22 protein-coding genes and 2 pseudogenes are annotated in these 22,981 nt (G+C 57.5%); 11 read left to right on the top strand and 13 right to left on the bottom strand.

The features are described 5' to 3' along the window. Positions 1-130 precede the first annotated feature (130 nt). From AB3X99_RS33025 to AB3X99_RS32985, 9 genes and pseudogenes are all read left to right on the top strand, one after another. Entirely contained in the window at positions 131-790 is a 660-nt protein-coding gene (locus tag AB3X99_RS33025; protein WP_368619318.1) for an aspartate/glutamate racemase family protein, read from the top strand. Then, the gene (locus AB3X99_RS33020) at positions 787-1,533 is read left to right on the top strand and encodes an aspartate/glutamate racemase family protein (RefSeq protein WP_368619317.1); all 747 of its coding nucleotides are present in this window, start codon (positions 787-789) and stop codon (positions 1,531-1,533) included. The genes AB3X99_RS33025 and AB3X99_RS33020 overlap by 4 nt, the downstream gene beginning before the upstream one ends. A gap of 11 nt (positions 1,534-1,544) precedes the next feature. After that, positions 1,545-1,787 (top strand): hypothetical protein, encoded by a 243-nt coding sequence (locus tag AB3X99_RS33015; protein ID WP_368619316.1) that lies wholly within the window; start codon positions 1,545-1,547, stop codon positions 1,785-1,787. A 39-nt stretch (positions 1,788-1,826) separates the two neighbouring features. Beyond that, positions 1,827-1,997 (top strand): hypothetical protein, encoded by a 171-nt coding sequence (locus tag AB3X99_RS33010; RefSeq protein ID WP_368619315.1) that lies wholly within the window; start codon positions 1,827-1,829, stop codon positions 1,995-1,997. A gap of 256 nt (positions 1,998-2,253) precedes the next feature. Continuing rightward, complete coding sequence (locus AB3X99_RS33005) at positions 2,254-3,093, top strand: ABC transporter substrate-binding protein (RefSeq protein ID WP_368619314.1); 840 nt, start codon at positions 2,254-2,256, stop codon at positions 3,091-3,093. A gap of 105 nt (positions 3,094-3,198) precedes the next feature. Continuing rightward, a pseudogene (locus AB3X99_RS33000) lies at positions 3,199-3,459 on the top strand (transposase); the annotation flags it as partial. 394 nt (positions 3,460-3,853) lie between these two features. Continuing rightward, the gene (locus tag AB3X99_RS32995) at positions 3,854-5,074 is read left to right on the top strand and encodes an NAD(P)/FAD-dependent oxidoreductase (protein WP_368619351.1); all 1,221 of its coding nucleotides are present in this window, start codon (positions 3,854-3,856) and stop codon (positions 5,072-5,074) included. A gap of 204 nt (positions 5,075-5,278) precedes the next feature. Beyond that, complete coding sequence (gene alr, locus AB3X99_RS32990) at positions 5,279-6,508, top strand: alanine racemase (RefSeq protein ID WP_368619313.1); 1,230 nt, start codon at positions 5,279-5,281, stop codon at positions 6,506-6,508. A 128-nt stretch (positions 6,509-6,636) separates the two neighbouring features. Further along, positions 6,637-7,581: a dihydrodipicolinate synthase family protein gene (locus tag AB3X99_RS32985; RefSeq protein ID WP_368619312.1), complete on the top strand. Its 945-nt coding sequence runs from the start codon at positions 6,637-6,639 to the stop codon at positions 7,579-7,581. Positions 7,582-7,701: 120 nt separating this feature from the next. On the opposite strand, the pseudogene AB3X99_RS32980 reads toward AB3X99_RS32985, so the two are convergent. The 6 genes and pseudogenes from AB3X99_RS32980 to AB3X99_RS32955 all read right to left on the bottom strand — a co-directional run. Continuing rightward, positions 7,702-7,842, bottom strand: a pseudogene (locus AB3X99_RS32980) (ISL3 family transposase); the annotation flags it as partial. Positions 7,843-8,372: 530 nt separating this feature from the next. After that, on the bottom strand, positions 8,373-9,269 hold the full coding sequence (locus AB3X99_RS32975) for a DMT family transporter (RefSeq protein WP_368619350.1): 897 nt from the start codon (positions 9,267-9,269) through the stop codon (positions 8,373-8,375). Between the two features lie 34 nt (positions 9,270-9,303). Next, entirely contained in the window at positions 9,304-10,071 is a 768-nt protein-coding gene (locus AB3X99_RS32970; RefSeq protein WP_368619311.1) for an SDR family oxidoreductase, read from the bottom strand. A gap of 64 nt (positions 10,072-10,135) precedes the next feature. Further along, complete coding sequence (locus AB3X99_RS32965; RefSeq protein ID WP_368619310.1) at positions 10,136-11,218, bottom strand: succinylglutamate desuccinylase; 1,083 nt, start codon at positions 11,216-11,218, stop codon at positions 10,136-10,138. Positions 11,219-11,306: 88 nt separating this feature from the next. Continuing rightward, positions 11,307-12,452 carry a succinylglutamate desuccinylase/aspartoacylase family protein gene (locus AB3X99_RS32960; protein WP_368619309.1) on the bottom strand — a complete coding sequence of 382 codons (1,146 nt, stop codon included), beginning with the start codon at positions 12,450-12,452 and terminating at the stop codon, positions 11,307-11,309. A gap of 64 nt (positions 12,453-12,516) precedes the next feature. Next, positions 12,517-13,488 (bottom strand): ornithine cyclodeaminase family protein, encoded by a 972-nt coding sequence (locus AB3X99_RS32955; RefSeq protein ID WP_368619308.1) that lies wholly within the window; start codon positions 13,486-13,488, stop codon positions 12,517-12,519. 206 nt (positions 13,489-13,694) lie between these two features. Here AB3X99_RS32955 and AB3X99_RS32950 point away from each other — a divergent pair, with 206 nt between their 5' ends. Then, the gene (locus tag AB3X99_RS32950; protein WP_368619307.1) at positions 13,695-14,477 is read left to right on the top strand and encodes a transporter substrate-binding domain-containing protein; all 783 of its coding nucleotides are present in this window, start codon (positions 13,695-13,697) and stop codon (positions 14,475-14,477) included. Between the two features lie 91 nt (positions 14,478-14,568). Next, positions 14,569-15,693 (top strand): aminotransferase, encoded by a 1,125-nt coding sequence (locus AB3X99_RS32945; protein WP_368619306.1) that lies wholly within the window; start codon positions 14,569-14,571, stop codon positions 15,691-15,693. A gap of 114 nt (positions 15,694-15,807) precedes the next feature. Here AB3X99_RS32945 and AB3X99_RS32940 read toward each other — a convergent pair whose 3' ends face one another. The 7 genes from AB3X99_RS32940 to AB3X99_RS32910 form a co-directional block, all read right to left on the bottom strand. After that, the gene (locus tag AB3X99_RS32940) at positions 15,808-16,455 is read right to left on the bottom strand and encodes a transcriptional regulator (protein WP_368619305.1); all 648 of its coding nucleotides are present in this window, start codon (positions 16,453-16,455) and stop codon (positions 15,808-15,810) included. A gap of 192 nt (positions 16,456-16,647) precedes the next feature. Beyond that, complete coding sequence (locus tag AB3X99_RS32935; RefSeq protein ID WP_368619304.1) at positions 16,648-17,796, bottom strand: porin; 1,149 nt, start codon at positions 17,794-17,796, stop codon at positions 16,648-16,650. Between the two features lie 194 nt (positions 17,797-17,990). Then, positions 17,991-18,668: an MgtC/SapB family protein gene (locus AB3X99_RS32930; protein WP_368619303.1), complete on the bottom strand. Its 678-nt coding sequence runs from the start codon at positions 18,666-18,668 to the stop codon at positions 17,991-17,993. Positions 18,669-18,768: 100 nt separating this feature from the next. Next, positions 18,769-19,542, bottom strand: coding sequence for an inositol monophosphatase family protein (locus AB3X99_RS32925; RefSeq protein WP_368619302.1), 774 nt, complete (start codon positions 19,540-19,542; stop codon positions 18,769-18,771). Between the two features lie 72 nt (positions 19,543-19,614). Beyond that, a complete protein-coding gene (locus tag AB3X99_RS32920; protein ID WP_368619301.1) occupies positions 19,615-20,397 on the bottom strand; it encodes a transporter substrate-binding domain-containing protein in 783 nt (260 codons plus the stop codon). Positions 20,398-20,768: 371 nt separating this feature from the next. Next, positions 20,769-21,290 carry a phage integrase family protein gene (locus AB3X99_RS32915; RefSeq protein WP_368619300.1) on the bottom strand — a complete coding sequence of 174 codons (522 nt, stop codon included), beginning with the start codon at positions 21,288-21,290 and terminating at the stop codon, positions 20,769-20,771. 73 nt (positions 21,291-21,363) lie between these two features. After that, a complete protein-coding gene (locus tag AB3X99_RS32910; protein WP_368619349.1) occupies positions 21,364-22,464 on the bottom strand; it encodes an IS5 family transposase in 1,101 nt (366 codons plus the stop codon). Between the last annotated feature and the right edge of the window lie 517 nt (positions 22,465-22,981).

The raw sequence follows: 22,981 nt of genomic DNA, 5'->3' as shown, positions 1-22,981 counted from the left end.
AAGAATGGATATTCAAGAGTGTGTCCAACACACCCATGCATGCCGTCTATGAGATACGAAATTTGGCCTATTTCACGGCGCATTCGTACGGGCGTATCGTTCGATCAAGGTCTTATTTCTCCGTCGAGCCATGTCCCAATCCATCGTATTTCCGAAACCGAACGGTCTCGGCGACGTCACACGCGAGACTGAAAAAACCGTGCGCGCTTTGCGCGTCGAACAGGGCGCACCTGCCGCATTCGAGACGCTGCATACAGTGCCGGGCGGCATCGAAACGCAACGCATTGCATACCACGCCGTCGCCGTCACAGACTATGTTGCGCGCCATGCGGCCGACGCAGTGGCCTTCGTGATTGCGTTCTACAGCGATCCGGGACTGCATGCGCGCGAAGTCACGAAGAAGCCCGTCATCACTATCGGGGCGGCGGCCATGGGCGTGGCGCTCGCCCGCGCATTGCGCATCGGAGTGATCGCGGCGAGCTCGCGCGGGATGCCGCGCCACTTGCACTCGTACCGTGCGGTGCGCTCAGGCAATCTCATTGCGGGCGCACAGGCGGTGAATCTCGGCGCGGACGAATCGGGCGATCGTGATCTTGCGCGCGACGAGTTCGCCTCGACCGGGCGTGCGCTGCGCGTCGAAGACGGTGCGGATGTCGTCGTGCTGGGCTGCGGGGACATGACGCCGTTGCGCGCCGATAACGAAGCCGCTCCCGGTGTGCCCGTAATCGATCCGTGTTGGACGGCCGCGTCGCTGGCGGTTTCTGTCTGCCGTGAGCGGGGTATCAAATGACCGAGCCGATGATGCCGCTGCCACGGCTCGGCGTGCTAGGCGGCATGGGACCGCTCGCAACCGCGGATTTCCTCGTCAAGCTAATTCAGGCGACGCCCGCCGCATCAGATCAGGAGCATATGCCCGTGATCGTACATAATGTGCCACAAGTGCCGGATCGCAGCGCCGCGTTTCTTGCGGGGTCGGACGCGCCGTGGCCGCATCTGCTTGACGGACTGCGCACGCTTGAGGCCGCCGGATGTGCAGCCATCGCCATTCCGTGCAATACCGCCCACGTCTGGCATGCGCGGCTCGCGAAAGAAACGGCGCTGCCTGTGCTGCATATAGGCGAAGCGGCCATCGATGCGTTGCTGCGCCAGTCGCTCGGCGCACGCAAGGTCGGCATCCTGGCGACCAATGCGACGTTGCAGGCGCGCATCTATCATGATCAGCTGGCCGCAAACGGCATCGATGCCATTACGCCCGATGACGCGTTGCAGGCCACGCATGTCTCCGCCGCGATCGGCGCGGTGAAAGCCGGTCGCATCGACGACGCCCGCATGCTCCTCACGCACGCGGCGGGCGCGTTGATCGCACGGGGCGCGGATGCGCTGCTGCTCGCTTGCACGGAAATTCCCGTGGCGCTCGTGGGCGTTTCACTCGACGCCACCGCCATCGATCCGACCGACGCGCTCGCGCGCGCGTGCGTCGGCTGGTGGTTCGATGCACGCAACGAACGCGAGCCCCTCGAAACGCATTTCTGAATCTCAAGCGGATGAACACGACTGTGCATCAATTCGACCTGACGAAACGCAACGGCCTCGTCGCATTGGACAAAGAGGTGTTCGAGGCGGGCGTGGGCATTGCAGGCGACCACGACGTCGCCGTGGAACACGGTCTGCCCGCGGGCCAAGCGCGATATCGATGCGACGGCAAATACGTGCTGCCCGGCCGGATCGACACGCATTACCATGTCGAGCAGCGCCGCGGCATAAACATCAAGGGCGCCGACGACTGATATTCGGCGAGCGTGTCCGCTGCGTGCGGCAGCACCACGATGATTGTCCCATTCGCCGCGCAACGTCACGGCTACGTGCATATCAGTATCGCGATCACCGTCGATCTCAGCTTCTGCGAGTGGGCGGCGGTGTTCAGGGATGCAAAGACGACGACGGCGCTGGTGTACCGGGCCTATGCATCCCTGCCACGTCGTCGAGACTGGCAATGAACCTCGGCGCTTCAAGACCAGTTCTGCCAAGGCGCACGCAACAAGGAAAAGAGCAGCAAAGCTGGCTGGAAACGAAAGTTGTCGATACCAAGATAGCTGTACTATGCAGTCTCGGGGGGGCGGAAATAGATAAAAATAGTCGATTAGGATTACTTGGTGGAGGTCAACGGAAATCAGAGTAAAGAAAGTTCAAGTAGCTTCAGCTCACGCACACCAAACGTGCATTCTTGATTGACCATCTCTTGAGGTCGGTGTTATGTATAAATCCCAACGACTGTCCATTGGTTCTCAGGCACTGATTGCATGTCTGACGATGCTCTCGGCAACAGTGGCTCATTCGCAAGCCTTGCCAGACGCGATCGCGAAGTCGAGAACGATCAAGGTGGCGGTGAACGCAATCTACCCTCCTATGGAATACAAGGATCCGGAAAGCGGAGATTTGGTAGGTTTTGACATCGACCTGGGAAATGCCATCGCAAAGGAACTGAACGTTAAGCTGGATTGGCATGAATCGGCGTTCGAACAACTTTTGCCGTCGCTCACTTCAGGGCGGGTCGATATGGTGTTGAGCGGGGTGAGCGATCTGCCCGCCCGCCACGCCTCCGTCGACTTCCTTGACTACTTCAGCTCGGGCGCCCAATTTTATGTTCTGAGCTCGACTGAAAACGAGTTCAAAAAGCCAACTGACCTGTGCGGAAAATCAGTAGGTACGAGTCGCAGTACTTCGTTTCCTGCCGACATTAAAGCTTGGAGCGAGAAGAATTGCGTCGGTAAAGCACCGATTGATGTCATCGGTACGGAGGATACGTCGGCTGCACGCTTGCAACTCAAGCAAAAGCGCATAGCCGGCGGCGTCCAAGGCAGCGAAACGCTTCCGTACAACATGAAGCTCGAACCCAACACTTTTAAGCCGCTTGGCGGGCCGTTCGCAATTAGCCCCATGGGGATCGCCTTTGCTAAGAATAATACAGCCTTGCGCGATGCGGTACACGGCGCACTCGATAAACTGATCGAGAACGGAACATATTCGAAAATCGCGACAAAGTGGGCTCTTCAGTCGAGCAGAGTTGAAAAAATTACTTTGAATGGTAAATAACAACTTTCGCCGTATTCATTGATCGGGCTAAGAACCTCTAAAAGGAGCAGCTTACGTTCGCTGAATTATGTTTAGCTTTTCATTCTTTAGACGATGAAAAAGGATATGGCCAAGCCAATACTCGACGATGACCTTTGGGAACTCAGAAAACCGTTGCTGCCTCCTCCAACGCTTCGGCGAGTTTGTTATGGACGCAAGCCACTCAACAAGCTGCCGTCCTGAATCCTCTTTGTCTTACAGACGGACCTGCGGTGGGACCTACTGCATCGCGAGACGGGGCGCCGCAGCGGCATGAGTTGCTGTCATCGTTTGCGTGACTGGCAGGCCGCTGGTATATGGGACCAGTTGCACGAGGTGCTGCTTGCGTGATTGCGCGCAGCCGACCAAAACGACTGGTCTGTAAGTGGCTCGCTTAGGCCGTTTGTAGAGGCGTGCGCGCCTGGAGCTTGCTGCCTAGGTGGAGCGGCTAGACATTTATCCTCCTTTGGGGTGATAGAAAAATAATCGGTGTCTTTATATTATATGGCGGGCGTTGAGAATATAGTCGGCTGAACGACAGATTGAATCACCAAACACCGACAGCTAATTCGAATGTGGGTGCGCGATCCGAAAACAGCCTCCGCTACCCTGCACATTGGTGGCCGCAAACTTGGTTTCTGGTTGATGAGCAGTTGTTACGGCGAGCGCGTTGTCCTAACGCGGGCTAAAGATTCAGAATACTTGTACAAAGGAGTGGGAGTTGAGATTTGACTGCGTGGTGATGGGTGCCGGGATAATTGGAATCTCTACTGCTCTGCAGCTCCAGGATCGAGGGCGGCACGTTTGTGTGATTGACAGGCGTCTTCCCGCTGCAGGAGCAAGCGTCGGAAACGCGGGCCTAATCGAGCGATCGAGCGTGATCCCGTATGCGTTTCCTCGCCAGTTCAGCCGGCTCCTTCGTTATGCCTTGAATCGAGAGCCGGATGTGAGGTACGACTTGGATGCTTTGCCCGGAATTGCGGGGTGGATGTTTGCGTATTGGATGCAGTCGAGTTCGAGCAATCTCCGTCGAGCCGCAGAAGCCATGCTGCCTCTGATTGAGCGGTGTGTAGAAGAGCACGACAAGCTGATTGAGCGATCTGGAATAGAAAAGTTGGTTTCTACAAAGGGATGGATTGAAATTTATCGCGACTCCGAAAAGCTCAGATCTGCTTGCGGCGAGGCCAACGAGCTAAAATGTTACAAGCTTTCGTGTGATTTTTTGAGCAAGGGTGACCTCCTCCAGTTAGAGCCAGGTATCAGCGATTCGGTTGTTGGTGGGATACGTTGGAACGATCCGAAGACGGTCCGCGATCCGCGTGCAATGTTAAACGCCTACACCCAGCTTTTCCAAAAAGGAGGGGGGAAGGTCGTTCGTGGGGACGCGCGGAGTTTTCGCCGTGACGGTTCGAACTGGGCGGTTGAGTCAGATGTAGGACAGCTTACCGCGAAGGATTTTGTGATTGCGCTCGGCGCTGATTCGGACGTCATTGGTCGGTCTCTGGGGTACAAGGTGCCGTTAGCTACCAAGCGTGGCTATCATTTACATTTTGACCCGACGTCGCTGGGAATGCCGAATCATCCGCTTTGTGATAGTGCAGGTGGGTTTGTTTTGGCGCCCATGACCGCGGGAATTCGATTGACTACGGGAATTGAGTTCTCTCGGCCCGGCACTCCTCCTGGCCTGATCCAAATTCGGCGTGCTGAAGCGCTTGCGAGAAAGGTCTTCTCGTTGGGGGGGCATGTGGAAGATGCGCCGTGGATGGGCCGTCGACCGTGCTTGCCTGATATGCGACCAGTTATCGGTCCGGCTCCTAATCATCCCGGTGTCTGGTTCAATTTCGGACATGCTCATCATGGACTGACACTTGGGCCTGTTAGCGGACGGCTGTTGGCTGAACAGATGACAGATTCGAAAACGTTCACAAATCCGTCGCCGTTCAGTGTTCAGAGGTTTTCTTGAAGAAGCTCTGAGATCAACGTTAACTCATTGTTGTTGTCCGACGACATCGCAGCAATCTTAACATCCCATATTTCGACGCTGGCAGCTGAACAGATTCAATCCTCTATGACTTGCAGTGCACAGTGGGGAGCAGGGAATCCGTTTTGAGCGATTCGAAAATCGACGTCGCGCGGAAGCGCGCTGCGAAACAAGGAGCTTTATAAATTGACCGATAATGTCGTGAAAGGGTTCGCTGCAACTTATATGAATTCGCACGAGCACGCCATCTCAGATAAAGCGCTTCCCTGTTCGCCGGAGCCAGGGTTTAACATGGCAGAATGCAATTCATGGGTGGAAATCGACCTCGCGGCGTTTGAGCGCAACATTCGGACGTTTCAACGTGCAATCGGAGGACAATCCAAGATTTGCGCAGTCTTGAAGGCCGATGCTTTCGGACATGGCATCCGTCATTTGATGCCTACTATTATCAAAACTGGCTTGGCTTATATTGGTATCGCGGACAATCGCGAGGCCCGTGTTGCGCGCGCCTCCGGGTTTGGCGGCGCGCTTATCCGGGTACGTGCAGCAACGTTGCAAGAGATCGACGCTGCGCTCGATGAAAACCTCGGAGTTGAGGAGCTCGTGGGCAACGCAGAAATCGCTCACGCTGCGGGAAGATTGGCTCAGAGCTATGGGCGCACGCTAAGAGTTCATCTTGCGTTCAATTCAGGTGGGATGAGTGGGAATGGCATTGAAATGTCGACTCAGCAGGGCAGATCGGATTCGCTCGCACTTAGCAAGGACGCTTATCTGACGATCGTCGGAGTAATGACACATTTCGCCGTTGAAGAAGAAGAGGAGATCAGGCGTGCGTTGGAGGTATTCAAAACGGATTTGGATTGGTTCTTCAAGAATAGTAAGGTGGAGCAAAATGCGGTGATCTTGCACAGCGCGAGCTCCTTTCCGGCCCTCAACGTGCCCGAGTCCAGAATGGATATGGTGAGACCCGGCGCAGTTCTATTCGGAGATTCAATGGGTGCGCATACGGAATATTTGCGCGTGATGCAATTCAAGTCGCGCGTGGTATCGGTCAACAGTTTCCCTGCAGGGAACACCGTCGGGTATGACAAGACGATTACGTTAAGGCGCGACTCGAAGTTGGCTTACGTTGCCGTGGGTTATTTTAATGGTTACAGAAGGGTTTTTTCGAACAAAGGTTTCGTACTCGTGTCTGGACAGCGAGTACCTGTAATCGGAAAGGTTTCCATGAACAGCCTTACGGTTGATGTAACGGATTGCCCGCACGTCAATCCAGGTGACGAAGTTGTCTTATTCGGAAGGCAGGGCGACGAGGAAATTACTCAGGCGGAATCGGAGGCGATCAATTATGGCGATGCACTTTCTGAACTGTACATTGGGTGGGGCAATTCGAATCCAAAGACTTTCAAGTATTGACGTGCAAACTGACTGAAATTTAATGAAGCGCGACTTCTATTCGCGGTTCTTCGACGCCAGCACAAGACAGTTGCTTCGTCCGATCTCGCAGTTCTTCTGATATTCAACGAACACTCGAAGGAAGCGCAATGAGCGAAAACATTTTTACGGGCACCATTCCCGCACTTATGACCCCCTGCAAAGCCGACCGGACGCCAGACTTCGACGCTCTTGTGGCTAAGGGTCAGGAGTTGATCGAAATTGGAATGAGTGCTGTCGTTTACTGCGGCTCAATGGGTGACTGGCCCCTCCTGACCGAAGCCCAACGTCAAGATGGAGTGGCTCGTTTGGTCGGTGTGGGAATCCCGACAATCGTGGGCACTGGTGCGGTCAACTCGAAGGAAGCCGTTTCGCATGCAGCGCATGCCGCCAAGGTAGGCGCTCAAGGCTTGATGGTGATTCCGCGCGTTCTTTCCCGTGGATCATCGCCCGATGCGCAGAAAGCCCACTTTTCCGCCGTTCTTGAAGCCGCGCCGAAGCTCCCGTCCGTTATTTACAACAGCCCGTACTATGGATTCGCTACGCGCGCGGACCTGTTTTTTGAACTGCGCCGTCGATATCCGAACCTGATAGGTTTTAAGGAGTTTGGGGGCGCCGGCGATATGCGCTACGCAGCCGAACACATCACGTCACAAGACGAGAATGTTACGCTGATGGCAGGCGTGGACACGCAGGTATTTCACGGTTTCGTAAACTGCGGCGCGACAGGTGCGATTACCGGCATCGGCAATGCACTGCCCCGGGAGGTTTTGCAATTGGTCGCGTTGTGCAATAAAGCTCGCGGTGGCGATGTCACCGCACGGCGCCAAGCGAAGGAATTGGAGGCAGCGCTGGGTGTGCTATCGTCATTTGATGAAGGTGCTGACCTCGTGCTCTACTATAAGCATCTGATGGTGCTGAATGGCGATAAGGAATACACGCTGCACTTCAATGAATCTGACGCCTTGAGCGATTCCCAACGACGCTATGCTGACGAGCAGTACCACACGTTCCGTAAGTGGTACTCAAACTGGTCGAAGGAAAACAGCGCCTAACGTTCGGGGTGTTTATGCCTCGGCTAAAGGCGATGCGGTCGGCATCACAGTCACCGCGTGGCGCGGTTCTGCTACTTTGAAGGCTCTTTTCAAAATGAAGTGGGTAAATGGCTCTCGGCGGGCATATGAGTTCAATGCAGAGAAGTCGAGTTTGCCAGCGATAAGAAACAACACCGTGCCCATGATTGCGATGCGCGTGTAGCCACGAGTCTTGCGCTTGGCGGCCCGAAACAAGCCGTCGATGGCTCCGATAAAGCCGTTGACACAGATAAAATCCTTGAAGATCATTCCTGGTTCACTCTTCATCCAAACGCCAACAACAGCCCACATCGTGGGACCGCCCCAGCACATGCAGAACGTCCGTTGAGATCGCGGTTTGTACGTTGCATCAAAGGCGCCGTCGTCGAAACTGATGTGAAAGTGCCTGATAAATGAACGTCAAAATCCGCTGCAAATGGATGTTGGTGCCGCGAGTTGCCGGGGAGCTCCGCTTTGTTCAGGACGAAACTCGGCCCCTAGTGACAGGACGCTCTATCGGAACAATAGACTCGCCCGCGATCGCGGCATTGCCACACCTGCCGCAACTCGATCGAGTCTCCCATCAGAACAAAATTTCCGCCCCCGAGCTCTGCGAGCCGGTTGTTGATTGCCCCCACTTCCTGCGCTGCGTGTCGCACAGCTTCGCGCGCTCCGGATCCATAATTTCTGGCGGACCGGATATACACGTGAAGCCTCCGCAGCCCTCACTGTTCGCACGTATGACTGCACTTCCACATCGCCGTTACATTTCATTAGGATGTCAGAACATTTCCTATGCTCGCTGAGACGACCAGGAACATTCCACCCAACTGGAGGACACCCAATGGCTGGCCTAACACAATGAACCCGGCCAGTGCACCGATTGCCGGCTCGACACTCATCAAGAGGCCGAAAGACGACGCAGGCAGACGGCGCAGCGTAGTCATTTCCAATGCATACGGCAGCAACGGAACGAGCAGCGCAAGACCGGCAGTCAAGACCAGTTCCTGCGGTGCTACATGCATACCGCTTTGCGCGAATCCGAATGGTACGGCGACAGCGGCCGCAAAAATCAGCGAAACAGACAATCCTTCGAGCCCCGCAAACATCGCACCGACTTTTTTCATCAGCAGAATGTAACTACCCCAGCCTATTCCCGCGCCGAACGCGAGTGCCATTCCGAGCGGCTCGCCGATCCAGCCGGCACCATTGCGCGATAACATCAGCACACCCGCTGCCGCGACGAACGGCCAAACGAGCGCGCGCCCACGTCGCGCACCGAAAGTCGCCACGGTAAGCGGACCGAGAAACTCGATGGCAACGTCAAGGCCGAGCGGAATTCGCTCGATCGCTCCGAAGAAGCACAATGTCATGCCAGCCATCGCAAGTCCAAGCCCGCCGGCGGCAAGCCAATGCGCGCGTGAAAATCGGCTAAATGCCGGGCGGACGACCAAAGTCATGACCAGGGCAGCCCACACAAGGCGCCACGCGGTGACGCTGAGCGAGCCGTAGGCATCTATTGCTTGCCCGGAAAGGGCAGCACCGAACTGTATGCACGACATCGACAACAACGTAAGCAACATTGCGCTGCCCGACGTATCTCTTACCGGGACCACCGGGGGCGTTGATGTCACCGGCCTTGAAGAACAAGCGAGCAGTTTTTCAGACATCATGGAACTCTGCAAATCTCGACGTTGCATCGCTTCAGTTGCGTAACAAGCCACCGTCGACAGCGATTCGTGCGCCATTGACGTAACTGGCCCGCTCACTGGCAAGAAATGCAACGACGGCGCCCAACTCGTCCGCCGTGCCGTAGCGCCTCACCGGAATCTCTGCCTGAGACGCAGCAGCGATCCGCTCGACATTGCGCCCCGTCCGCTTCGCTTCGGCCTCGTCCAGCCCGTGTGTACGGTCCGTCGCAATTCTTCCAGGCATGACTGTATTGACCGTTATGCCGTCGCACGCAACTTCGCCCGCGAGGGTTTTCGCCCAGCCATGAAGGCCCGCTCGCAGCGCGTTTGACAACACAAGGCCAGGAATCGGCTCGACGATACTGGTGGAAGCGATAAGAATGATGCGGCCAAATCTGCGGTCACGCATTGACGGGATCAACGCACCGGCGATGCTGATCGACGACACGAGCATCGTCTCGAACTGCGAGCGCCATACCGCCGCTGAAAAATCTGATGCGTCCAGGGGGGGCGGCCCCCCTCCATTCAAAACCACCACGTCAACGTGGCCCATTGCAGACACCGCTGCATGGGGGAGCGCTTCGACCTCTGGCGGACTGGACAGGTCACATGCCATCGCGTGGGCACCGAGGCTTTTGGCGGCGGCATCCAGTCGCTGCCCCGTTCGAGCGACCAATGCGACCGTTGCACCTTCGCCTGCCAGGGCTTTCCCTGCACCAAATCCGAGCCCCGTACTGCCGCCCAGGACCAGTGCGCGCTTTCCCCTCAATCCCAGATCCACGATCTGATTCCTCCAATCATCGACGAGAGAACAGGACGGCTCGTTGAATGAGCCAGTCCAACCACTAGTCGGGTAGTAGTGCACCTGCAACGCGACCGGGAACCGTCTCGCTCCCTGCAATCATGGCGATTCGCTGCCCGGCGAGCACGAAATGGACATGCATCCGTGCGACGAGAATGCCGTTCGTCCGCGCTCGGACTTCCAGGCGGCGCGTAGCGTGACATGGCGTTACCCCAACAATTTCCGCGATCACGGTATCGCGCTCGACGTACTCCCCTATGGCGACCTGCCAACTAACGATCCCTGACTGCGTCGCCTTCACGTGATCGACCGCTTCGAGCGCAGCGATAACCGGTGCAGATCGTTGCGCAACTGGCTCCCGGTCACCGACCAGGCCCTCGGTGCGCAGGAAGTCGAGCAACGCGTCGGCATCGCCAATCGCCAGTTCATCAGATACATCGCGTTGTCCGCGCAACTCGATAACGGCCGAAAACCCCTGCCGCGATTCACACGGCAGACCGCCTCGTCGCAATGCGAGCCATGTGTCGTGGAATGCCTGGTCGAAAGTGCCACCGCCGGCATGTTCCTCAAGCAGCAGCACCGGAGATTTCAGGCAGCGCGCCAGCGCAGTAGCGCGTTCTTCCTGTGCCCAATTGCTGTACACATGCATGATCGCCGTCTTGTCGCAATGCAGGTCGAGCGCCATGTCGTGCGCAAATGCGCGACATAGAAGCATCGCTTTAAGGTACTCGACCGGGTCTGCACCTTTGGGGTCAGGCGCCGCAATCTCCATCAGCCGCGCCTTTACTTCGTGAAGCGTTTGGGGGCGATCGCCAGCCTCAATCCGCCGCAGAACCTCCAAACGGATATCCGGAAAGCGCCGATCGAAGTTGCCGCTTCCCGCGCAATCAAAGCGCCCGGTGAGCGTTCCGCCAATGACCTGCTGCATGCCGATGGGATTCGCCCAGGTCATGACGGCAATACGACCAGTCAGAGCCCCCAGGCGCTCCAGCGTCACGAGACGTTTGAGCAGATGCTGGAGCAGAAGCAGGCCAGGCACCTCGCCAGCATGCAATGCGGCTTGAACGTAAAGAGAACAGCCGGCGTCTTTCGGCCCGAATGCATATTCACGCAGCGTCAAGCTCATCCCCGGCGCAGTTCCAGGCAGCGGTATATCCTCTATTTCCATGACTCGGTCTTTACCCGCGATCGGTTAGAACTGCGTGAGAAAGCGCCTAGAAATCGAGCAGCAAATTGCCGGGATCTCGCCCCTCGAGCGCCATATCTCCAGCGATCAAAGCCGCACGCTGGCCAGGCCTCACGAGCTTTTGCAATTGACGCACGACCATCACTCCATCAATCGGGCTAACGACTGGCATGCGCGAATTGATTCCTTCGCCATCGAGACGAACGATCTCCGCGAACGTCTCTCCAGCCACGACACGCTCGCCGGGCGCGCGTCGATAAACGATCACGCCAGCGCACGGGCACCGTACGTGGGCAGCCCCCTGGAGTGGAAATACGTCGGGCGACGCCTTCAAACGTCGGGCATCATCCGTCTCTGGCAAGGACAAGATGCCTTCTGATTCGGCGAAATGCAGCAGACGCCGCGCATCGTCGAGCGCGAGTTCATCGTCGACGTCGGTCTGGCCACGCAACTCGATCGTTGCCGAGAAGCCGCTCTCGTTCACACCGAACACGCCGGCCTGCTGCAATGCCCCCCACGCGCTCGAGTGCGTCTGATCGAATGCGCCTCCCCCGCTCTGGGACGGCTCGAGAAGCACGACCGGTGCTCCGATTTGGCGGGCCAATTTCACAGCCCGCTCACGCTGCAGCGCTGACGCATACACATGAGCGATTGCGTCGGTGTCGCAATGCAGATCGAGAACGATGTCGTGTTCTATTGCCAGCCTTGCCAGTTCAAGCTTCATCGCCGCAGTGGGGCTCAGATCGTCACGCTCGCCCAGCAAACCGCGGAAATAGTGCTTCCACCCGGATCGATTGAGGCTGCGCGCATCCGCTTCGCGTAAACGCTTCGCAACGGCTTGATCCAGTAACGGGAAATTGCGGTTGAAATTTTCCCCATTCTCAAAATCGAATCGCCCAACCACCGGGCCGAACAGTCTTTGTGACAGACCGATCGGGTTGGCATACGGCACGACAGTGATACGGCCATGGATCCGGCCGGCGCTATCGAGTACGTGCAGCAAATCGAGCAGGTGTTGCAGGACCAGCAGACCGGGATGCTCGTCGGCATGCATGCCCGCATGCAGATACAGGCTGCGCCCGCTATCGGCTCCGCCGAACCGATGCGCCGTCAGATGGAGTGCGACGCCCGGTGCTGGTGATGGCAGAGGAATCTCGATGCATTGATAGGTCACGTGTTGTCTCCTCAAACGAATCCCGACGACGAACGTCCGCGCCACCGGTTGCCCGACTTGTGAATTAATGTCCAGCTGTACCGGCGACGATCCGATAGAGCTCCGCTGCGATGGCGATGTCCTCCAGTCCGAGCCCGATCGAGCGGAAGAAAACGTTCCGCTCATACGATGGCAAATGGGCGCGGCCGGCAACCAGCTCAGGCAGGTCTGCGACGATGGCGTTTGCGCTCCAGTCGAATTCGGCCGCTGCAATCTTCATTTCACCAGCACTTGCAGGCGTTGTTGCGCGATAGTCGCAATAGACATCCATGCCCGGCAACCATGCGGGCGGAATTTCGTGGGCGTTCGCAACGTTTGTGCTGATCGAAGTTACGAGTGCCGGGCGTGTCAGCATGCCGTCCGTCAACACGGGCTTGCCGGAAGATGTGCAGAGCGAAACGACGTCCGCATCGCGCACGCATGCGTCGAGACTGTCAATAACGACGACTCGCGAGTCGATCGATTTCACCAGATCGCGCTTACCCCCGGCCGTGGCGAGTTCCGGCGAATACACCTGAATGGTTTGCCATGCGCGCGTCCCCTTGAGATGGCGCAGATGAGCCAGTCCTAATGCCCCGGTCCCGATCAGTGCAAGGCGGCGTGCATCGCGAGGAGCAAGATGCTCAACCGCCAGTGCAGTCGCGCCCGCGGTCCGTTCAGCCGTCAGCAGGCCGGAGTCGCACCACATGAGCGGACGCCCGGTTTCCATCGACATCAGCGCAGTCCATGCCGTGACGATGGGACCAGTGCTAGTCGGCACATAGGGGGACAGTTTCGCGCCGAACACCCGCTCATCCGCCAGGGTGCCCAGATAGGTAATGAAATCGCCGGCGTTTTCGGGAAAAAGCGTTAGCGTCTGCGGTGGCTGCACCGCACGACCGTTCGCCAGGGAATGAAACATCCGAGCCAAGGCGCCGCGAGTATCCAGTTCCGGCAATGCAGCACGAACCCGCGCCTCATCCAACACGCAGGGCAAATTGTTCAGTTGAGCGCTCATCTAGTGATTCCGGGTCGCACCCGCTCCATCCAATAAAATAGATTTTTTAGTCTACTATGGACATTGTGTTTTTGGAAGCGGATACTTGTCGGAGTTGTCTCTCATGGACAATTCGTCTACCTCTTCTCGTAACGCGAGGTAGTCCGCCGAGGTCCGCGGACCAATATCAGGTTACGGCCCCGTACTCGATCATCACCGGAGTTGGTATGAATATGAAGCATCTTGTTTGCGCCGTCGCCCTGGCGTTGGGGACGGCAGGATTCGCGTTTGCAGAAGGTAACGCAGCACTCAGAATCGGCATCGAAGCCGCCTACCCCCCATTTGAAAGCAAAACAGCGGCCGGTCAGCTACAGGGTTTTGATATCGACGTCGGCAACGCGGTTTGCGCAAAGATGCAGGTCAAGTGCATCTGGGTAGAAAATGCCTTTGACGGTCTGTTGCCAGCCCTGCAGGCACGCAAGTTCGATCTCGTCAATTCGGCAATGAACATCACGGCAAAACGGGAGCAGATCGTCGACTTCACGCCGGCGATTTATGTCGTCCCGATGGTCCTCATCGCGCGAAAGAACTCCGGGCTCCTTCCTCAGGCTGACTCGCTGAAGGGTAAGCGCATCGGCGTGCTGCAGGGAGCAGTTCAGGATGATTTTGTCCAGCGCAACTGGAAACCACACGGCGTAGAGATCGCGGAGTATTCGGACCAGAATCAGGTTTACGCTGACCTGGCGGCGGGCCGTCTCGACGGCTCGGTTCAGGAGTATCAGACCGCACGGGAGGGCTTTCTCGACAAGCCAGAGGGGCATGACTATGCGATTGTCGGCGCGCCACTGGAAGACCCCGTGACTCTCGGGAAGGGCGTTGGTTGGGCATTCAGAAAGCAGGACGCAGCGCTGCGCAGCCGTGTTTCCAACGCCTTGGCTCAACTCAAAGCAGATGGGACGCTGAGCAGCCTGTCAAACAAGTACTTCAACCGGGATATCACCACCAAGTAACATCCACGGCGAAGTCTACACAGAACACGTTGCTTTACTCTGCCAGCGGCCGCAGTCCGGCCGCTCAACCCAAATTCAAGAGGGAACAGTCATGAAGATCAAGGAATTCGGCGTCGAGCGCTGGATGGATCAATACGAGAACCACTGTACGTATAACCTCGCAGAGACCTGCGTCGAATCTCTGACGGTCGATCAACTTCTCAGCATGACGGGCCGCCAGACATCCGTGATCGACGAATTGCGTCCGATGAAGCTGACCTACGGCGCGATCGAGGGCACACAACGCCTGCGCGAAGCCATTGCCGCCACTTACGCCCGACAATCTGCTACCAACATAATCGTGACGCACGGCGCGATCGGCGGTAACGCTCTCATCTACGAGACGCTGGTCGAACCTGGCGATACCGTGATCTCGGTTCTGCCGACCTATCAGCAACACTATTCGATTCCGGAAAGCTACGGCGCAAACGTGAAGATCCTGAAGCTTCGGGAGGAAAACGCGTTCCTGCCGGATCTCAACGAACTTGAGTCGCTGGTCGACGACAAGACGCGCCTGATCGCGATCAACAACCCGAACAATCCGACCGGATCGCTGATGGACGAAGCGTTCCTCGGAAAGATCGTCGAGATCGCGCGGCGCTGCGGCGCATACGTGCTCTGCGACGAAGTCTATCGCGGGACCGACCAGGTTGGCAGCGGCTACAGTGCGTCTATCGCCGACCTCTACGAGCGCGGGATCAGCACCGCAAGCATGTCGAAGACTTATTCGCTCGCCGGACTGCGTCTGGGTTGGATCGCCGGCCCGGTCGAGCTGATTCACGCGGTTAGCGTGCATCGCGATTACAACACAATCAGCGTCGGCATGATTGACGATTACTTCGCGACGCTCGCGCTCGAGCATCGCGATGCGATCCTGAAGCGCAATCACGACATCGTGCGCACCAACCTCGCCCTTGTGGAAGCGTGGGTCGAGGGCGAGCCAATGATTTCGTGGATCAAGCCGAAGTCCGGTACGACGGCGCTGCTCAAATACGCGTTCGACATGCCGTCGCGCGAATTCTGCACGGAGTTGCTCGACGCAACGGGTGTGATGTTTACGCCGGGTAGCGCACTCGATATGGAAGGCTATGTGCGCATCGGGTATGCGAACAACCGGACGGTCCTGGAGGAAGGTCTCGCGCGCGTGTCCGACTTCCTGCGCCGCAAAGTTAGCTGATTTGATTCAACGGATCGTTCGGGCAGGCCCGACCGCCGCCCGAATCGACCTCCCACACCGCGGGGGTGTCGTGACGCTTGGGTCCGACCCGCGGTGCCGCTTGCACAAAGTGCGTCACACATCCTCGCGCATTTGCTTCAGGTGCTTGTAAACAGTCGCCCGCCCCATATCCAGGACGTTGGCGATATAGTTCGCCGCACTCTTTCCGTTGAATGCACCTTCTGCATACAACGCTTCCACGAGCTCGCGCTTGTGGTCACGCGAAAGCGAATTGAGTGCGAGCTGCCGCTCGCGCAACCAACCATGCAGGAATGAGTTGATCCGCTCCTGCCAATCGTCCTTGAACAGTTCCTCCGGCGGTCGCACCAGTCCGGCGCCCGTGATGAACAAGTCGAGTACCTTTTTGACGTCATCGAACGCCGCGACATTGAAGTTGATGCACATAACGCCGACGGCTTCCGACGACTCACTGGGCAGCAGCATACTCACACATCGCATCCGGCGGCCGTCCCAGTTCATCTTCTCATACGGCCCCATCACCTCGTCGTCTGCGGTTCCTTCGATTTCCTCCAGAGCAGAATCGTCGCCAATCGCACGCTTTGACAGGTTGTTGGCAATGTACGCGATTGACTGGCTCGTCAAGTCGTGGATAACCACTTCTGCATAAGGAAAAAACAGTGCAGCGACGCCGTCGGCAATACTCCGGTATCGACTGAGCAGCAGTTGATCGGCGGTGGCTTTTTTCTGTTTTCGGGAAGGCATCGATCGTCGGTCTCTCGTAGCGAAACACACATGATATTACTTCGCCGGCCTCGACGCGACTCCGCAACCTGCCGCCACTACAGCACAAAAAAGCCAACCGTTACTTACCGATTGGCCCATGAGCGTGGAGAACCGCCTCACATCTCTGAAACTGGGTGGCAATCCATTGATGCCCCCCGGCACGTTCTCAACTCAAAACTTGTGCCGAATTGCGGCACGAATCACGAACTGATTCGCGGTCGATGACGCATCAGCTGCACCCGGCACGTACGCGAGATCCAGCGCGGTACCCGTCTTGTCGCCCGCGACGTGCTGGTAAGCGCCCTGAACGTAGAGGTCCGTGCGCTTCGACAGATTGTAATCCGCCATCAGCCCGACCGAGTGAATCTTCGGCTTCGCGTCACCGGACGACGCCTCGAAATTCTCAGTCGTGAACGTGTAGGCGACACCCGCATACAGCGCGGGCGTGAACTGGTACTTGAAGTTCACTTCGAAGTTCTGGAACCTCAGCGCGTTCAGCGTCCCCTCTGCCGGCAGAATCGAGCCAGAGATATACGTCGTCGATTGCGGCTGGTTCAGGTACGAGTTCGTGTACGCGAAGCCGGCCGTCGCCGAACCGAACGTGTAGTTGATCCCGCCGCCGAATACACGCAGGCGCTTCGCGAGGAAATTTTCGTCACCCCCATTGTTAATTGCGCCGCTGGACGTCGCGGACGGGTTGTCTGCCTGGAGGTATGCTGCCGCTACGAGCAGGCCGCCGTTCGCGTATTGTGCACCGACGCTGTATTGGCGGTTATTCGCAAAATTCGTGTCATTACTGAAGCTGTATGTGCCACCGACATTGAAGCCACCAACCTTCGGACTTGCGTACTTGATAGTGTTGTTCACACGGAATGTGTTGTCCGTGTTGTCGTTGTCGTAGGGATGGGAAAACAGGTAGCCCGCCCAGTTGCCGTTCGCGGTAGTCTGCGCAAGGTAGTCGACAACAGAGTCATACTGACGCCCAAACGTCAGCGTGCCGTAGCGGTCGCTCGCCACGCCGACGTAGGCCTGACGCCCGAACATAAGCCCCCCTTGCCCGAGCTTGCCGTTATTCACATTGAAGCCGCTCTCGAGAGTGAACACCGCCGAAAGGCCACCGCCAAGATCTTCAGTGCCGCGCAGCCCCCAGCGGCTACCCTGTGCATAGCCGCTCTGAAGCTCGTAGACGCGCTTACCGCCAACGTTGTTCGTATAGTCGACGCCTTCGTCGACGAGTCCGTAAAGGGTAACGCTGTTTTGCGCCAAAACAGGGGCGCTCAGCAGGGCCGTTGCGGCCACCGCCGCAATTCGAACTTTCATGCAAAGATCTCCAAATAATAGATAGTAATTCTAATCATTTATAACTAGCGAAGGTCAAGACTCCTTGATGCACTTGCAGCAAACCACCTTGCGTACTGTGAGCAACGACACAAGTCGCCAGGTTTTCTCAAAATCAGCAACGCGTTCCGCTGACGCTGAAGCACTGCGGATACCGCAGAGCTTTTATCCGATTGTCAGTGAGAACGCAGGCAATGGCGGACTCCGGGCCAGCATTCCAACCGCCGAACGATCGCTTCGCACTGGTCGTCCGTAATCTTGGACAACGTGATCGATACTTGATCTAGCGTGGGGTCATGCTCTGCCGCCCGGGACACGAACTGTTTCACGCGGACACTGCGCAAATCAGGCATGTCATGCAGTTTGTTCAGCGACAACGTGCCGCTTTCGGCGAGCAAATCAAGATTATGAAGCCGCTTTGGCACAAAAAAGCGCTTTTCCAGTGGCTTCACTCCGGCGAGAATCAACAGAATGATCACCGTGCCTCCAATCGACCCGATGTACATGCCGCCCCCCACGGCAAGGCCGACACCTGCAACGCACCAGACACTGGCAGCCGTCGTCAGGCCTCGCACGACTTCACCTCGCAGCAAGATAGCACCGGCACCGAGAAAACCGATACCGGAAACCACCTGCGCCGCAACTCGCGACGGATCAAGCGCTATGTGTGTTTGAGCGGCAACCTCCTCGAATCCGTATGCGGAGACGAGCATGATTAGCGAGGACCCGACGCAAACAAGCATGTGTGTGCGTAAGCCCGCAGCCCAACTCATCCGTTCTCGCTCGATACCGATTGCAGCCCCAAGGATCGCAGCCAGTACCAATCGCAACAACAATTCGCCATTTGTTATCATCCATTTTCTCCATGATGGGATTAAGTGGCTTGGCGCGCGGAAGCTCCCCTCCGCCCATTTCCTTCCGGCCTGGTGGCGATTGTGTTCGCGACCTGCGCGATCAGCTTCGCAAACTACGTAACACTTCCTCGTGAAGGGCCCGCGTGCAGGAGGCCACAACCCGGCCATCGGACGACATGCTCAGCGGATCTCCGTTCCAGTCCGTGACGATGCCGCCGGCACCTTCGACGACCGGCACGAGCGCCATGTAATCCCAGGGTTCAAGCCCCGCCTCGACCACCAGATCGACCCCGCCATTTGCCAAAAGTCCGAACGAATAGCAGCCGCCGCCAAACCGGTGCATCGCGGCCTGCCATATGAGCCGGTGCAATTGCGGGCGGTCATCCTCGCTGAAATCGTAGGGTGATGTCCCCGCCAACTTGGCCTCTGACAACTTCGTGCACGACCCCGTACGCACTTTTCGGCCGTTCAGTGCCGCGCCGTCGGCAGTTCCGGTCCAGCGTTCTTTCGTCGCCGGGATTTCGATAATTCCGATCACGGGCCGATCCCGCTCCAACAGGCAGATCAGCGAGCCGAATATCGGAAAGCCGAGCACAAACGGCTTGGTTCCATCTATCGGATCGAGCAGCCAAGTCAATTCAGCCGATTGACTCGAGCCGAATTCCTCGCCGCATATTGCATGAGTCGGAAAGGTCGATGTGATCAACGCCCGCATCTGCTGTTCGACCTCTCGATCGGCAAGCGTAACCGGAGAATGATCGTCCTTCGACTCGATTGACAAAGGCGTTCTAAAATACTTCATCGAGGTCGCACGCGCGACGTCGGCAAGCCGTTCGCTGAGCGCAACGATATCTTGAAAGGATTTGGAATCCATGAGCTCGCTCAGGGAGTGGAACGGAACTAAATAGTTTATCCGGCCGGCGTACCGGACCGACCGTACTCGACGTTACTTCAACGAGATGAAGCCCGGCGGGAAGTATTTTTCGACCAGGCTATCGAGCGTGCCGTCCGCCTTGATCTTCGCCAGTGCGGCGTTGAAGCGCTCGCGCAATTCGTTATCATTTTTGCGAAAACCCAATGCGACACCCACGCCGAGAGTCTCCTTGTCGATGATCGGGGACCCCGAATAATCGAACCCGGCACCTTGCGGCTTGCTCAGGAACCCCTTCTTTGCGGCCATCACGTTCTGGAAAGTCGCGTCGACCCGGCCAGCGGCCAGATCTGCGTACGCCAGGTCAGCGGTTTGATAGGTCGCGATGTTGACGCCACCAGGAACCCAATTCTTCCTGACATAGACTTCCTCGATCGTGCCTTGCACGACTCCGATCGTTTTACCCGCGAGCGACGCCACCGTCGGCTGCAAATTGGATCCTTTCCTGGCCACCAGACGTCGCGTGACGTCATACAGCATGTCAGAAAAGCCGATCACACGTGCGCGAGCCTCGGTCGCGCTGAAGTCTGAGTTGATGATGTCAAATTTTCGCGCCTCCAGCGCGGGAATGAGTCCATCAAATGGTACCTCCACCCACGAGCACTGGACTTTGGCAGCGGTACACAACGCAGTTCCAATATCGTAGTCGAAGCCAGCCAGCTTGCCCTCTGGCGTCTTGTACTCAAATGGGAAATAGTTCGGTTCGGTACCGAATTTGACGACTTGGGCGGTATCGGCATGTGCACCATTGCACATCACCGTCACGGCCAACGCCAAAGCTTGGATAAAACGCTTCATTTCGTCACTGCTCCCGTAGTTATCGAGTTATAGAACGGACCGGCTAGCTGGTTTGCGCGCACCCCGCGCATGAAGACGGGCGCGCGAGTCACCGGTCGTAGCCGAATTCGCGTCGCGCGCTCCTTTCATGTGAGCACCATAGGTAGTCTCCTTTTGGACTTATGCGTCCACAATAGACTTTTAATTCTCAACCTGCAAGTATGTCAAAAATATTTCGCGGGTCCACGCTTGCTATCGCGCAGCGCGTAAGCGCTGAGTCATACGCCGCAGACGACGGGCGCAACCGGCTGAAGAAGGGTTCAGCCTTCCGATTGACGACTCCGCGTGGCCCCACCCATCGATCACTCGGTTCCGGACGACGCAGGAATGTCCTAAAGGCGATCGCATCTTCGGTGTCCAGCGACGAGAGCGCTCGCTTGCGTTCCAGATTGGCCCAAAGGAGCAGACGCTCCACCTCCTTGCGGTATGCCCCTCGACGTAGCATCCGTCTCGCGCAAGGCAAGCCAGTCCTCGATTGCTTCCCGGTCAGAAACGGCGTCTAGCAAGCATCTGGCCTTAGGCGCACAGTACCTTCCGCGAGAACCGTCGAGGCTGCGCACACACAAAAGCTGCCGCCAAGCGACGTGGTCGTGCGATTCAAAGCGTTCCACGAACTGGCGTGTGGATTCTGTGAGTGCTGGATGGTGCGAGAAGAATGCCTCGATATCGCGTGCCGACGCCGGCCCGATGCCAGGAATGTTTGCCCACCTGAGGCGGCGCCGGGGAACCTGTAACGTCAGTCGCGCGATGGTGGCAATCCCCTGAGCCTTAACAGGTTGCGGAAATACACCCCCGGCGGAAGCGGCGCGCCTCGATGTACGCGCCCGCCAGTCGCAAACTTTCGCATTGTGCAATCTCAACGCGAATTCAACGTTCTTTCGGCGGCTTGAGGCCGACTTCTGGCCTCCTTGCCACGCTTTCCGCCATTTATGAGCGGATTTGTGCCAGGGATCGCATGCGCACGAGGTTGTATGCCGCCAGGTTCAACACGAACATCTGGTCCACCTTCTTCAAGCCACGCACCATCACCTGGCGCATGCGCCCCACGGTCTTGGCCCAGCCGAAGCCTTGTTCGATCAACTTGCGCTTTTGCTGAGAAACGGCGTAGCCCGCGCTCGATGCAATCGTGTCGGGCACTGCTGAACGTCGCCCCGAGGTGTTTTGCGCAACGTGCGGTGTGACCTTCATCTGTTGGCACGCCTCAATGAATTCCAGTGCGTCGTAACCCTTGTCCGCACCCAACGTAATTTCTACGTCCGGATCCTCTGCCGCTTGCCGTGCGTCGTGGATCATGATCTTGGCTGCTTCACGCTCGGCATGCCCGTCGGCGTGTGTCACGCGCGCATTGACCACCAGGCCGTGCCGGTTATCGGTCAGCGTATGGCCCATGTACCGCAATTCACTGGCCGTTTTGCCTTTGCGATAGAGCCTTGCATCGGGATCGGTCCTGGACTGATGTGTCTCGTTGCTGCGTTTGTCGCCCTTGAAGCCGCCCGCGCCGCCACCGTCGCCGTCCCGATCGTCGCCGTTCTTGTGTACAAAACTCTTGTGCCCGGCCCACGCCTGGATCAACGTTCCGTCCACGCTGAAATGCTCACCCGAGAGCAGGCACTTCTTCTGGGCGATGGCCACCACCTCGTTGAAAAATGCGATCACCGCATCGTGTCTGATCAGACGCTCGCGGTTCTTCGTAAAGACCGTGGGCACCCACACCTCGTCATCCATTGCCAGGCCGATGAACCAGCGAAACAAGAGGTTGTATTGCACCTGCTCCATCAGTTGGCGCTCCGAGCGAATGCTGTAGAGCACCTGGATTAGCATGGCTCGCAGCAACTTCTCCGGCGCGATGCTCGGCCGTCCACCTTTTATGTCCGCTTCGTACATCTCGGCGAACAGTCGATCCATCTTCGCCAGCGCTTCGTTCGCCATTACGCGGATCGAACGCAACGGATGCGACTTGGGGACGAAGTCGTCCAGCTTGCGCACGGAAAACAAACTCTCGGTGAAAGTGTCGGCGCCGCGCGTGATCTCCAGTGGGTAAGTGATTGTTCATCTATCAACGCTTCACGAACTCTGCGCGATGACATGTTTCACCGGTACTTCAGCAACCTGTTAAAGGACCGGATTGCGCGTGTCGGCAACCAGAGACCAATGTCGCCGTTGATCTGCGGTTCGCGGGCAACCAGCCTCCGCAATGCTTCAATCGCCCGGTGTACCGCCATCGCGTGGCGGGTGCGATCCATGCCGTGAATTATGAACACCGAAGCAATGTCATCGCGTCCGTATGCCTCAGCGATCCGTATCAGACGTTGTTTGATGTGGCCGAAGATTCCGCGGGAAGACTGAGCGTAGGCTCGGGCGTGAGGCAAGTAGCGGGTTACCGCCGCGCGCGGTTATCCCTCGTACCACGCCCGCAACGCAGCGAGCGACGCATTATCAGGAAATGCTACGACGGCGCCGGGTCGGGATGGGTCACCCTGGCTGGAGTGCTTCACGTTGGCCTCCGAACTTCGGCAGCAGTCCCAAAAGCGTAAGGCACGGACAC

The organism is Paraburkholderia sp. BR10882 (assembly GCF_040948855.1).
Classification (GTDB): domain Bacteria; phylum Pseudomonadota; class Gammaproteobacteria; order Burkholderiales; family Burkholderiaceae; genus Paraburkholderia; species Paraburkholderia nodosa_A.
Note: the sequence above shows the minus strand (reverse complement) of the source record. Positions and strands in the feature narration are given on the sequence as shown.